The following is a 12,469-nucleotide window of genomic DNA, read 5'->3' as shown; positions in this document are numbered from 1 at the left end:
CCGCCACGAAATACGTCGCGCCCCGCGCTGCCCTCTCGCGCTTGCGGGAGAGGGCAGCAAACCAGCAGGACTCCGATTCGTCAGCCGCCGATATGCCGCTTGAGCAGCGCGTTGACTTCGTTGGCCTTCTCCATCTGGCTCATATGGCCGGCATCGTCGAACACCTTCACCGTCGCGCCGGCTGGCGCGTTGGCCGCATGCGACGCGGGGATGATCTGGTCCTGCGCGCCCCAGATCACCAGCACGGGCTTGCCGGTATCCCCCAGCCTGTGACCGGGCAGTTCGGTTTGCCGGCCGCCACCGAACAGGCTCGCGCCTAGTGTGCCGAGCGCTTCCGTGATGCCGTCCAGCCGCTTGTACTTGAGCAGGTCGTCCAGCATCTGGCGGCTGACCAGCCCGGCATCGGCGAACAGCAGTTCCACCACCGGCTTGAGGTCGCGGCGGGATTGCGCGTTGACGAAGCCTTCGGTGTACTGGCTGTTGACCTCCTCGCCAAGGCCGGCTGGCGATACGAGCGCGACCGAGCGCACGCGTTGCGGCGCGTCCACCGCCAGCTGCGCGGCGACGCCGCCGCCCATCGAATGGCCCACCAGGTGGGCCTGGCCGATGTCGAGTGCATCCATGAAATGCGCGACGAATCCTGCCAGCGATGCGAGCGTGGTACCTGGCAGCCTGGGCGTGGCGTGTCCGTGCGCCGGCAGGTCCAGCGCGATGACGGTGTGCGCATCGGCCAGTGCGTCGAGGTTGAACAGCCAGTTGTCCAGGTCCCCGCCGAAGCCATGGATGAACAACACGGTGTCGGCACCCTCGCCGCGCCTGGCGTAGCGCGTGCGGATGCCGTCCACTTCGATGAACTGATAGGCCGAGGCGGCGGCGCCCTCCTCTTCCTCATCGGCCGCCGGCGTTTCATAGGCGGCGACAAAAGCGTCGATGTCCGCATCGCTGACCTCGGGCGGCGCCAGCACGCCCAGCAACGCCTTGACCGGCAGGATGTCGCCCACGGCCGCCACCTTGCGGCGCAGGGTGCCGGCGTCCGGCGCTTCCACCGCGTTGGCGATCTTGTCGGTCTCCACGTCGAGGATCGGCATGCCGACCGTGATCTGCGCGCCTTCCTCCACCAGCCAGTCGTTGATCGTGCCTTCTTTCATCGACAAGCCCCATTTGGGCATGACGATCGGGGTGATCTCGGCCATCAGTGTTTCCCTCCTTTCACGGTCTTGCGCGCGGCATCGGCGATGTGCGCCGCGCTGGGGATGTAGAGGTCTTCCAGCGCGGGCGAGAACGGCACCGGCGTATGCGGCGGGCAGACCATCTCGATGCCGGCCTTGAGCGCGCCGAACGCGCGCTGCGCCACCTGTGCCGAGATGTCGGTTGCGATGTTGCAGCGCGGGCTGGCTTCATCCACCACCACCAGGCGGCCGGTGTGTTCCACCGACTCCAGCACCGTGTCGATATCCAGCGGCGAGAGCGTGCGCAGGTCCACGATCTCCGCTTCGATGCCTTCCTTGGCCAGTGTCGCCGCCGCCTCCAGCGCGCGGTGCACCATCAGGCCATAGGTGACGATGGAAACATCCTTGCCATCGCGCACGATGTTGGCCTCGCCGAAGGGGATCGCGTACGAGTTCTCCGGCACTTCGCCTTCAAAGCCATAGAGATTCTTGTGCTCGCAGAAGATCACGGGGTCGTTGTCGCGGATCGCCTGGATCAGCAGGCCTTTGGTGTCATATGGCGTGCTGGGGCACACCACCTTGAGGCCGGGGATATGCGTGAACAGTGGCGTGAGCATCTGGCTGTGCTGGGCGGCTGCACGAAAGCCCGCGCCCACCATGGCGCGAATCACCACCGGCGTCTCGGCCTTGCCGCCGAACATGTAGCGGAACTTGGCCGCCTGGTTGAAGATCTGGTCGAAGCACACGCCCATGAAGTCGATGAACATCAGCTCGGCAATCGGGCGCATGCCACAAGCCGCGGCGCCGATGGCCGCGCCCACATAGGCGGATTCGGACAAAGGCGTGTCCAGCAGGCGGTCGCCGTGCTTAGCGTACAGGCCCTTGGTCACGCCAAGCACGCCGCCCCAGGCGTCTTTCTCGCCGTCCGCGCCGGCGCCGCCGACGATGTCTTCGCCGAGCATGATCACGCTCGGGTCACGGGTCATTTCCTGGTCGATCGCTTCGTTGATCGCCAGCTTCATGCTTAATTTGCGGGACATGGTGTGGTCTCCTGATCGTGCTTGCTGTCGTTATGTCTCGGAATGGCTGAGGGCGTGCGCTTAGTAGCTGACGTACACATCGGTCAGCAGGTCGGCGGGCGTGGGGAACGGTGCCGCCTTGGCCTGCTGCACGGCGTCCTCGATCAGTGCGGCAACCTGCTCGTCGATGGCCTTGAGTTCATCCAGCGCGATCACGCCGGCCTGGGTCACGGTGGCGGTGAACTTCTTCAGGCAGTCCTTGTTGGCGCGGATGTCGTCGAGCTCGCCGGAGGCGCGATAGGTTTGCGCGTCGCCTTCGAAGTGGCCGTAGAAGCGGACCATCTTGCATTCCAGCAGGGCCGGGCCACCGCCTTCGCGGGCCCGCTTGATGACTTCGCCCGCCGCCTCATGCACGGCGAAGAAATCCGTGCCATCCACCGTCACGCCGGGAATGCCGAAGCCGGCGGCGCGGTCCACGTAGCTGTCCACCGCGGTGCCGTAGTCGCGCGCGGTGGATTCTGCATAGCCGTTGTTCTCGATCACGAAGATCACCGGCAGGTTCCACACCGCGGCCAGGTTCAGGCTCTCCAGGAACGTGCCCTGGTTGGACGCGCCGTCACCGGCAAAGGTGATGCCGATCTCGCCCTTGCCGCGGAACTTGGCGGCCAGCGCTGCGCCGCAGACCAGCGGCGCGCCTGCGCCCAGGATGCCATTGGCGCCCATCATGCCCTTGGACAGATCGGCAATATGCATGGAGCCGCCCTTGCCGTTGCAGGAGCCGCCCTTGCGCCCGTAGATCTCCTTCATCATCGCCACCGGATCCACGCCTTTGGCGATGCAGTGGCCGTGGCCGCGGTGGGTGCTGGCGATGCGGTCGCCGTCGCCCAGGTGGTGCAGGATGCCTACCCCGGCGGCCTCCTCGCCGGCGTAGAGGTGGACGAAGCCGGGAATATCGCCGCGCCCGAAGTCCACGTGCAGGCGCTCTTCGAAATCGCGGATGGTGCGCATCCTGCGATAGACGGCGAGCAGTTCCTGCTTGTCGAGGGGCAGCGTGTTCCCGGTGGTACCGGATGCGTTGGCTGTCATGTCTGTCTCCTTCATGGTTTTGTGGTGGCGGTAGAAAGCTCGGTGAGTGGCTGGGGTGGGGAATGCTGTTGTGGCGGGGGCGGCGGCGCGCGCCCGCTGCGCATCAATCCGGCGGCGGCGGCGTAGCGCATGCAGGCCGCCACGTCGATGCTCAGGAAGGCGCGCTCGCGCAGCGTCACGGTGACTTCGTCCTGCGGGCCGAACACCAGCTCGCGCTCGCCGTCGAGCGCGACGATGCCGGCGCGCTGGCGCACGCGGTGCGCAACGCCGTCGGTCAGGCGTTCCCAGCCCGCGATAGGCACCGCGCGCAGCAGGCCGGGCGCAATCGGCGCGTGCAGCGCGAAGCGGCCCGCTCCGGGCGCGGCCAGCTCGATCGCCAGGCCGCCGGGCTCATGCCTGCCCACGGGTTCCAGCAAGCCGCCGATGGCGGACAGCCCAATCGCCTGCGGATCGGCGAAGGACACGTAGACCGCGCCCAGCGTCTCGGTCTTCCACAAGGCGCGCGCGCCGATGAAATGCTCGTGGGAAATCACGGCGTCGACCAGCGCGATGTCGTGGCGCACCTCGCCCTCGCCGGCAATCGTGATGTCGAGCCGCTTGTTGCCGGCCAGCGCATGCGCGGCGGGAATGCGGCCGCTGGCAAACAGCCCCGTGGCCAGCCCGGTGATGGTGGGCTCGCGCATTTCGGGGTAGGCGTTGTTGGTGCCGGTGGAGATGCCGGCAATCGGCACGTCGCCGCATTCGCGCACCACCGCGCGGTGGGTGCCATCGCCACCGAGCACGATGATGGCGGCAACGCCCGCCTCGCGCAGCATGCGGGCGGCCAGGAAGGTGTCATCGACGCGCGCGGTCACCGGCATGTCAAGGTATTCCACCTCCGGCAGCGCGGCGTCCGGCCCCTGGCGGCGCGACAGGTGGCGCGCCAGCAGCACGCGCATGCCCTCGCGGTCCGGCATCATCAGCACGCGTCCAACCCCGCAGGCCGCCAGCGCGGCCAGCAGGCGCAGCACGATATTGACGCGGTCGGCCAGTTGCAGCGTGTTGGCGTTGGCGATCACGCGGCGGATATCGCGCGCGGAAATCGGGTTGGCGATGATGCCGACCAGTGGCCGGTCGGCCAGCGCGTGCTCACCCATGCCTGTCTCCTGTCTTTCTGGTTATGACAGGCATATCGCAACGGCCGTGCCAACCCGCATCGGCACGCCGGAGACGGCAAATACTCGGGATTACCCCAGGAAAATACGGGGCGCGCAGGGACTTTGCGGGCCATGCGCACGCCGCAGCGTGACAGGTGTCACAGCATCACGTGTACAGGGGGGTGAACAGGTGTAGCGGGGATCTTGCACCGGGCAGGCAAGGCGGCGCGGGCGAGCCGCGCCGCCATGCGCGCTGGCTAGGCTAATGCGCCGCGTCGCGCTGGTTGGGCGACGCGATGCCGTAGCGCGCCATGCGGCGGTACAGCGTCATCCTGCTCACGCCGATCTGGCGCGCCACCGCGCTCAGGTTCCAGCCGGCCGCGCGCAGGTATTGCATCAGCAGCATGCCTTCCGGCGGCAACTGATGCGGGTCGAGGCCCGGGGCCGGCAAGGCCGGCGCGCTGGCGGCTTCAGTGGCCGCGCTGCCCGGCGGGACGCCGGTGGAAACCGGAAGCAAGCCCTGCTGCGGCATCCCCTCGCCAATCCCTTCCGGGAGATCTTCCACCTCGATGTGGCCGTCGTCGCAGACCGCCCGCGCATACTCCAGCGCATTGCGCAGCTCCCGCAGGTTGCCGGGCCAGCGGTGCGCGTGCAGCCGCGCGCGCGCCGCAGGCGACAGGCTCACGGTAGCTGGCTTGCCGCCCGCGTCCAGCATCTTGCCGATCAGCCAGTCCAGGTCCGTGCGCTCGCGCAGCGGCGGCAGCATCAGCCGCGCGCCGTTGAGCCGGTAGTACAAGTCCTCGCGAAAGCGCCCGCTGCTCACCAGCTGGTCCAGCGGATGGTGCGTGGCGGAAATCACGCGCAGGTTGACCGGCACCGGGCGCGCCGCGCCGATGGCAAGCACCTCCCCCTCGGCCAGCACACGCAGCAGGCGCGATTGCAGCTCGCGCGGCATGTCGCCGATCTCGTCGAGAAACAGCGTGCCGCCGTCGGCCTCCTGGATCAGCCCACGCTTGGGCCGCGAGCCCGCGCCCGAAAAGCTGTTGGGCAGGTGGCCGAACAGTTCGCTCTCGATCAGGGATTCGGGAATCGCCGCGCAGTTCACCGCCACGAAAGGGCCGTCGCGGCGCGCGCTGGCGCGGTGCAGGGCTTTGGCCAGGTACTCCTTGCCGCTGCCGGTCTCGCCGTTGATCAGCAGGTTGATGGGCGAATCCACCAGCTTTGCGGCCCGCAGCAATTGCTGCTGCAATGCGGCATCGCCACCGCACAGCGCGGCTAGCGGCGCCTGCAGCGGCGTGGCCCGCTCGGCGGTATCGCGCGCGCGCTGCCAGCGCAACGCCGGCGGCATCACGCTCAGGTAAAGCCGTGCGCCGGTGCGGGCCAGCGCCAGCGCGCGCTGCTCGCTGGGGCGCGAATGCATGAAGCGGCCCAGCTCATCGAGCCGCGCCTCGAACAGCGACTCGAACGGCATGCCAAGCAGCGGCGCCCCACCCGGGGCCAAGCCCAGCTCTGCCTCCAGCATCTGCTGCGCGCGGCGGTTATGGCCAACGATACGGCCCGACGCATCGAGCGCGAGCAGGAATTCCGGGTTGACGTCGACAAATTCCGGCGCGGCATTGAGCTTGAGGATCCAGTCTTCGCGGTGGCTGCGCACGAAGCTGGCGTTCTCGATCCGGCTGGCGTAGATACGCACCATCTGCAGCGCCAGGCCCTGGCTTTCCTTGGCCTGTGGCGAGGTCAGCGCGGAAATGTCGAGGATGGCGCAGAGGCTGCCGTGCGAATCGAACAGCGGCGCCGCGGTGCAGGTCAGCGGAATATGGGTGGCGTCGAAATGATCCGCCTGGTGCACGGTCAGGGCCTGGCCGGTGGCCAGCGCGGTGCCCACCGCGCAGGTGCCGGCGCCGGATTCGCTCCATTGCGCGCCTAGGTACAGGCCGGCGTGGCGCAGGCGGGCATCGGCGTTGGCGTCGCCCAGGTAATCCACCGTCACGCCCTGCGCGTCGGTCAGCAGCACCACGTAGCCCATCCCGGCCACCTGGCTATAGAGCGTCTGCAGCCCGTGGCGCGCAATCCGCGCAAAATCGTCGATGCGCTGCTGGTGCTCGCGCAGCCGGGTCTGCGGCAGGATGCGCGCCTCTTGCATGCGCGCCGGATCCAGCCCGTACTGATGCACGCAGCGCCGCCACGAATTCTGGATGATGGTCTCCGGCGCACGCACCATCGGCGCGCCGGCGCGGGTGGTGAGCTGGACTACCGTGTCGATGTGCTCGCGTTGCCGCAGGTCCATCGTGGTCTCCTTGTCGTCTCCTGGCGCGCTGCCGTGCCGGCGCGTGCCAACTCCCGGCTCTCGCATGGCCTCTGTGGCGCCGCAGGGTTGCAGCGTGGGCGGCCGGGAGTCCTAATGTATCCGACAGGGAGCGGCTTGGGCAAACCCGATCGCGCCGGCCGGGCACGCGAGACGCGCGCCAAGTGCAGCCAGCGCTTCACGGCGGGAGGCCGCAATCGCAGGCTTTCCCAAGCCGATGTGCGCTGGCTGGCGCACGCGCGCTCAAGCGCCCAGCCGCTGCGCCAGTTCCGTCAAGCTATCCACCACCACGTCCCAGTCCGACTCGGCCGCCAGATCCTTCGCCTGGTTCGGCCCGTACTCCGTAGGCCGGTTGACATAAGCCGTCCGCATGCCATGCGAGCGGCCATGCCGCAGGTCATTGTTGTGCGCCGCAACCAGCATCACCTCCTGGGGCTGCAGGTCGAAGAAGGCAATCACGCCTTGATAGATCTGCGCCTCCGGCTTGAAGTGGCGCACGATGTCCGCGCTGAACACCGCGTCCCACGGCAGGCCGGCATGCTTGGCCGTGTCGACCAGGCACTGCACGCTGCCGTTGGAAAAGGTGGAAATGATGTAGCGCTGCTTTAGCCGCGTGAGGCCGGGCACGGTGTCCGGCCAGCCTCGGAGGCGGTGCCAGGCACGGTTGAGGTAGTCCTTCTCCGCTTCGCTCAGGTCCTCGATGCCGAACTGGTCGAGCAGCGCGTCGAGCCGTTCACGGTGCAGCACGTCGATATTGGCCCATGGCCGCTCGCCCTTGCGCACGCGCTCCATGCCGGGCACATAGCCGGCGCGCCAGGCGTCGGCAAAGGCGGTCCAGTCGGCCTCGATGCCCTTGTTCCGCCCGAACGCGGACAGGTCCGCGATGACGCTGGTACGCCAGTCCACCACGGTGCCGAAGACGTCGAACACCAGCGCCCTGACCGCGCTCAGGTCCGCTGCCTTGCTGCCGTCGCTGTTGCCGTGACTCAATCTGTTCTCATGCATCCCTTATCTCCTCCGGGGTTGGCCGGCTCACGCGCTGGCCTGGTCCAGCAGCGCGATATCGCCGGCGCTCAGTGGCAGGCGCGTGGCGGCAATCAGGTCGTCCAGCTGCGCCAGCGAGGTGGCGCTGGCGATCGGCGCGGTAATGCTTGGGCGCGCGATCTGCCAGGCCAGCGCGACCTGCGTCGGGTTGGTGGCGGTGCGCGCCGCGACATCGTCCAGCGCCGCCAGGATGCGCAGGCCGCGCGCATCGAGATAGGCCTTGACGCGCTGGCCGCGCGCGCCGCTCTTGGCAAGATCGGCCTCGGAGCGGTACTTGCCGCTGAGAAATCCGCTGGCCAGCGCATAGTAGTTGAACACGCCCAGGCCTTCGCGCAGCACCAGCGGCTCGAGCTCGGCCTCATACTCGCTGCGGGTATAGAGGTTGTAGTGCGGCTGCAGGCTCTCGTAGCGCGGCAGGTTGTGGCGGCGGCTGGTTTCCAGCGCCTCGGCCAGGCGCGCGGCGCTGTAGTTGGAGGCGCCGATGGCGCGCACCTTGCCGGCCTTGATCAGGCGGGCGTAGGCGTCCAGGGTTTCCTCGAGCGGCGTGTCCCGGTCTTCGTCGTCGTGCGACTGGTAGAGATCGATGTAGTCAGTCTGCAGGCGCTGCAGCGAGGCGTCCACGGCGCGTTCAATATAAGCGCGCGACAAACCCTTGCGGCCCTCGCCCATGTCCTTGCCCACCTTGGTGGCCAGCACCACCTCGGCACGCTTGCCGCTGCGCTTGAACCACTTGCCGATGATGGCCTCGGACTCGCCACCCTGGTTGCCAGGCACCCAGCGCGAGTACACGTCGGCGGTATCGATGAAGTTGAGCCCGGCGCCGACAAAGGCATCGAGCAGCTTGAAGGAAGTGGCCTCGTCGGCGCTCCAGCCGAACACGTTGCCACCAAATGCCAGGGGCGAGACTTCCAGCCCGGACCTGCCCAGTTTGCGTGTGGTGATGCTTGAGGTCATGCGTTTTGCTCCGCGGGTTGCGTCGAGCCGCCCGTCATCCAGGCGCGGCGAAAGTCACATTGTAGGCAGGGATCGGAAAGCTTGCCGGCCCGGGAAAAAGCAGCCCTTTATTCACTTATCTTTCCCCCATTCAAGTCCCGACGGTGACGGGTCGTTAACCGGCTGTGGCCAGGCTAGGCGCGGCGCGCGGATTCGTCTCGCCTGTGCCGCTCTGTCAACACCAAGGTCAGGCCGATGCCGCGCCGCCGGCGCGAACCGGCTGCCCATACCCGGTAAGCATGATCATGAATCGAATCTCGTTGAACGCCAAACTCTGGGCCGCGCTGGTGGCGATGTGGCTGGCCCTGCTGGCGCTGGGCACCTGGGGCGCCGTGCACACCCGCGCCACCATGATGGCCGAGCGCCGCGAGAGCCTGCAGTCCCTGGTGGCGACCGCCGAAGGCATCGTCAAGCTCTACGTGGACCGCGCCGCCAAAGGCACCATGAGCACCGAGGACGCCCAGGCCGCGGCCAAGGATGCACTGCGCGTGATGCGCTTCGGCGACAAGGGCTACCTGTTCCTGCTCAACTCCAAGCCGCAGGTGGTGCTCAACCCCGGCCTGCCGGATACGGAAGGCAAGATCGTGGGCGACTTCAAGGACCCCGACGGCAAGCTGGTCTACCAGAGCATCGTCGATGCGGGCAAGGCGGGCGCGCGCGCCGGCGCCAGCCCCGATGACAGCTTCGTCACCTACCGCGGCCGCCTCCCGGGCACCGAAACCCCCGCGCGCAAGCTGACCTATGTGCGCTATGTGCCGGCCTGGGACTGGCACGTTGCCACCGGCGTGTTCCTCAGGGACATCGAAAGCAGCTTCCGCGACGACCTGATCTCCGCCGCAATCAGCACCTTGCTGATCGGCGTGCTGGTGTCGGCATTCATGCTGGCCATCATGCGCACCGTGCGCAAGAGCCTGGGCGGCGAGCCGGCCTACGCCGCCGAGGTGGTCACGCGCATCGCCGACGGCGATTTCACCGTGCCCGTGCGCATCCACGCCGGCGACCAGACCAGCCTGCTGGCGGCCATGCAGCGCATGCAGCAGCGCCTGTCCGGCACGCTCGGCGAGATCCGCGGCGCGGCGGATTCGATCGCCTCGGCCACGCAGCAGATTTCCGCGGGCAATACCGATCTGTCGCAACGCACCGAGGAACAAGCCTCGGCGCTGGAGCAAACCGCTTCAAGCATGGAAGAGCTGACGGGCATCGTGCGCCAGAACGCGGACAATGCGCGCCAGGCCAGCTCGCTCGCGGTCAATGCTTCCGATATCGCGCAACGCGGCGGGCAGGTGGTCAACCAGGTGGTGAGCACCATGGGCGAGATCAACGGCGCCTCGCGCCAGATCGTCGACATCATCGGCGTGATCGAGGGCATCGCCTTCCAGACCAATATCCTGGCGCTGAACGCCGCCGTGGAAGCGGCCCGCGCCGGCGAACAAGGCCGCGGCTTTGCCGTGGTGGCCGGCGAGGTGCGCAGCCTGGCCCAGCGCTCGGCCACCGCCGCCAAGGAGATCAAGGGCCTGATCGACAACTCGGTGGCCCAGGTGGACAACGGCTCGGCGCTGGTCGCCAAGGCCGGCCAGACCATGGAGGACATCGTTGGCGCGGTCAAGCGCGTGACCGACATCATGGGCGAGATCAGCGCGGCATCGAACGAGCAGAGCGCCGGCATCGAGCAGGTCGGGCAAGCGGTCAACCAGATGGACACCGTGACCCAGCAGAACGCGGCACTGGTGGAACAGGCCGCCGCCGCGGCCCAGGCGCTGGCCGAGCAGGCGCAATCGATGATGCGCTCGGTGGCGTCGTTCCGGCTGGCGGCATAGGGAGCGGGAGGCGGCAAGTGGGAGTTTGGCCGAGAAAGGTCCCCTGTCTCTCACCACGGAAGCCGAACCTTGACGCTATCCCGATGCTCGGCGATATAGAGCGAGGGCAGGAAGCGAGAAAGGAAGGTGAATTCGTTGTAGCAATGCATAAGCAGTGCCTGTCCGAACGCATCGGGAAAAGCCGCCTTGATCCCCTCGGCGCTATGCCCTTGCGCGGGCATATCCTCGCCAAGGTAGAAATGACTTCTCAGCGTCATTCCCGATGGCGTATCGCGTCCCATGTGCAACAGCCGGCCGCCAAGTATTTCACCGCTGCCGGTGCGTTCGGGCGCATCCCCCATGCCTACCCGGCCGCAAACCGCCGCGCTGATGGCGCCCCGGTCCCTGGCCTCGTCGTACGCCGCGGCATCGAAATACTCATGGGGATGACGAAACTGAATGGCGAGCTTTTCCGCTGGCGATCCGGAAAAATGCTCCTCGACCAGATGAATGGACCCGATATGTGTCCCATCCTGAGCCTCTGCCCACTTGCTGGAGACATGGTCGGCCGGATGCCACCAGATGTACTGCTGCGTATTTGGGCGAAAGCGGAACCACCATTCAAACATTTCCCCCGTACAGCCGTGTAGTTCCGTGCGGCAGGCCACGTGCAAGACCCCGCTTGCGAGACGTTCATAGCCGGTCTCCAGGGCAAGCGGAGCCGGATCGAGCAAGGCGTGCGCTTCAGACAAATCCATTCCAATCTCCTTCAAAATGAAAAGAACTCCAACTGACTGTCACCTTAGAACCGCGTGGCCATCCCGATACGCCCAATGGCCTGACTGGATCCGGACGACGCCGCGTCTGGCCCGAAAAGTCCGTTGATCCAGGCCTGAGCGCCGTGGTCGCCGGCAGCATGCTGGTAGACACCTTCCAGGTAAACCGAGGTACGTTTGGACAGCGCATACATCAAGGTCGACGTGACCTGTTGCGCTTTGTTGTGGCTGAGCTGTGCGTTTCCCTTCATCCACTGGTAGTTGGCGCCAAGTGTCAGGCCGCCGGAGAGGGTCCAGTTTGCGCCCGCCTGCACGACGTTCACCATTGCACCGGAGAATGTGTTGCGCGTGTTCGTGTAAAGAATGTGGGCAAGCACCGAAGGGAATCCATAGTGCGCGCCCACGCCGATGTTGCGTATGCCGTCCCGGCCATTGTTGATCGCGCTATAGCGCGCGTCCGTGACGGCAGCGCCAAGCGCCAGCGGGCCGCGCTCATAATTCACTCCGGCGCTGGCGGTCCGCCCAGAGGTTACAGAGCCTGCAATCTCACCGAAACCATACAAGGCGCCAAGCGTGAAGCCTCCGGTTGACGGTGTCACATATTTGACGGAATTTGCGACGCGCGTGGAGGCGCCGACGCGATCGAAGTCGGTCGCTCCGGTTGGATTATTCGGAATGCCGAGGCCAGTGAACGGACCATTGCGGAAATTGTAGAAGCCGCCATATAGCAGGCCACCGTCAAGACCGGAAAACAATAGCGATTCAGTCATGAAGTCGTACTGGTTCCCCAGGGAGATTTTCCCCCAGGATGCATTGCCAAGACCGACAAATGCCTGCCTGGCGAAGAGCGAACCGTTCGACGGAATTGTTGCTCCATTGTCATTGCTGAACTGGCTGGCCAGTTCAAAGAATACCTTGCTGCCTCCGCCAATGTCCTCGTTCCCGCGCAGCCCGAAAATGCTTGGCACATACACCCCGGTATCGAGCAATACGCCCCGTTTGCCGGATTGATTGCTTACATACGTCACACCGGCATCAAGCATGCCGAACAGCGATACGCTGCCCTGGGCGCAAGCGCCGGCTCCGAACCCAAGACACGGCAGCGCCAACAGCCATGTTGCCTTCACCGTCTTCGGTGTTTTCAT

The 12,469-nt window shown here is 66.6% G+C and carries 10 protein-coding genes; 1 reads left to right on the top strand and 9 read right to left on the bottom strand.

Annotation, left to right across the window (positions count from 1 at the left end):
• Positions 1-80 precede the first annotated feature (80 nt).
• The 7 genes from F7R26_RS22020 to F7R26_RS21990 form a co-directional block, all read right to left on the bottom strand.
• On the bottom strand, positions 81-1,193 hold the full coding sequence (locus tag F7R26_RS22020; protein ID WP_150992306.1) for an acetoin dehydrogenase dihydrolipoyllysine-residue acetyltransferase subunit: 1,113 nt from the start codon (positions 1,191-1,193) through the stop codon (positions 81-83).
• Positions 1,193-2,209, bottom strand: coding sequence for an alpha-ketoacid dehydrogenase subunit beta (locus tag F7R26_RS22015; protein ID WP_006157630.1), 1,017 nt, complete (start codon positions 2,207-2,209; stop codon positions 1,193-1,195). The genes F7R26_RS22020 and F7R26_RS22015 overlap by 1 nt, the downstream gene beginning before the upstream one ends.
• 60 nt (positions 2,210-2,269) lie before the next feature.
• Entirely contained in the window at positions 2,270-3,274 is a 1,005-nt protein-coding gene (locus tag F7R26_RS22010) for a thiamine pyrophosphate-dependent dehydrogenase E1 component subunit alpha (RefSeq protein ID WP_150992308.1), read from the bottom strand.
• 11 nt (positions 3,275-3,285) lie between these two features.
• Entirely contained in the window at positions 3,286-4,410 is a 1,125-nt protein-coding gene (locus F7R26_RS22005; RefSeq protein ID WP_150992310.1) for an ATP-NAD kinase family protein, read from the bottom strand.
• A gap of 262 nt (positions 4,411-4,672) precedes the next feature.
• Entirely contained in the window at positions 4,673-6,697 is a 2,025-nt protein-coding gene (locus tag F7R26_RS22000) for a sigma-54-dependent Fis family transcriptional regulator (protein WP_150992312.1), read from the bottom strand.
• Between the two features lie 261 nt (positions 6,698-6,958).
• Complete coding sequence (locus tag F7R26_RS21995) at positions 6,959-7,720, bottom strand: haloacid dehalogenase type II (protein ID WP_150992314.1); 762 nt, start codon at positions 7,718-7,720, stop codon at positions 6,959-6,961.
• Positions 7,721-7,747: 27 nt separating this feature from the next.
• Positions 7,748-8,713: an aldo/keto reductase gene (locus F7R26_RS21990; protein WP_150992316.1), complete on the bottom strand. Its 966-nt coding sequence runs from the start codon at positions 8,711-8,713 to the stop codon at positions 7,748-7,750.
• 284 nt (positions 8,714-8,997) lie between these two features.
• On the opposite strand from F7R26_RS21990, the gene F7R26_RS21985 reads away from it, so the two are divergent.
• Complete coding sequence (locus F7R26_RS21985; RefSeq protein ID WP_170302008.1) at positions 8,998-10,569, top strand: methyl-accepting chemotaxis protein; 1,572 nt, start codon at positions 8,998-9,000, stop codon at positions 10,567-10,569.
• Positions 10,570-10,619: 50 nt separating this feature from the next.
• Here F7R26_RS21985 and F7R26_RS21980 read toward each other — a convergent pair whose 3' ends face one another.
• Together F7R26_RS21980 and F7R26_RS21975 are read right to left on the bottom strand one after the other, a co-directional pair.
• The gene (locus F7R26_RS21980; RefSeq protein WP_150992320.1) at positions 10,620-11,306 is read right to left on the bottom strand and encodes a DAPG hydrolase family protein; all 687 of its coding nucleotides are present in this window, start codon (positions 11,304-11,306) and stop codon (positions 10,620-10,622) included.
• A 44-nt stretch (positions 11,307-11,350) separates the two neighbouring features.
• Positions 11,351-12,469, bottom strand: a complete 1,119-nt coding sequence (locus tag F7R26_RS21975) for a porin (RefSeq protein ID WP_150992322.1) — start codon at positions 12,467-12,469, stop codon at positions 11,351-11,353.

It is taken from the genome of Cupriavidus basilensis (assembly GCF_008801925.2).
GTDB classification, from domain to species: Bacteria; Pseudomonadota; Gammaproteobacteria; order Burkholderiales; family Burkholderiaceae; genus Cupriavidus; species Cupriavidus basilensis.
The sequence above is the reverse complement of the archived record's forward strand: the minus strand, read 5'-3'. Positions and strand labels throughout refer to the sequence as shown.

Excerpts from the sequence above, each read along its gene's own strand:
- F7R26_RS21990 (WP_150992316.1), bottom strand. The coding sequence starts at position 8,713 with ATGACCTCAAGCATCACCACACGCAAACTGGGCAGGTCCGGGCTGGAA.
- F7R26_RS22020 (WP_150992306.1), bottom strand. The coding sequence starts at position 1,193 with ATGGCCGAGATCACCCCGATCGTCATGCCCAAATGGGGCTTGTCGATG.
- F7R26_RS22000 (WP_150992312.1), bottom strand. The coding sequence starts at position 6,697 with ATGGACCTGCGGCAACGCGAGCACATCGACACGGTAGTCCAGCTCACC.
- F7R26_RS22015 (WP_006157630.1), bottom strand. The coding sequence starts at position 2,209 with ATGTCCCGCAAATTAAGCATGAAGCTGGCGATCAACGAAGCGATCGAC.
- F7R26_RS22010 (WP_150992308.1), bottom strand. The coding sequence starts at position 3,274 with ATGACAGCCAACGCATCCGGTACCACCGGGAACACGCTGCCCCTCGAC.
- F7R26_RS22005 (WP_150992310.1), bottom strand. The coding sequence starts at position 4,410 with ATGGGTGAGCACGCGCTGGCCGACCGGCCACTGGTCGGCATCATCGCC.
- F7R26_RS21975 (WP_150992322.1), bottom strand. The coding sequence starts at position 12,469 with ATGAAAACACCGAAGACGGTGAAGGCAACATGGCTGTTGGCGCTGCCG.
- F7R26_RS21980 (WP_150992320.1), bottom strand. The coding sequence starts at position 11,306 with ATGGATTTGTCTGAAGCGCACGCCTTGCTCGATCCGGCTCCGCTTGCC.
- F7R26_RS21985 (WP_170302008.1), top strand. The coding sequence starts at position 8,998 with ATGAATCGAATCTCGTTGAACGCCAAACTCTGGGCCGCGCTGGTGGCG.
- F7R26_RS21995 (WP_150992314.1), bottom strand. The coding sequence starts at position 7,720 with ATGCATGAGAACAGATTGAGTCACGGCAACAGCGACGGCAGCAAGGCA.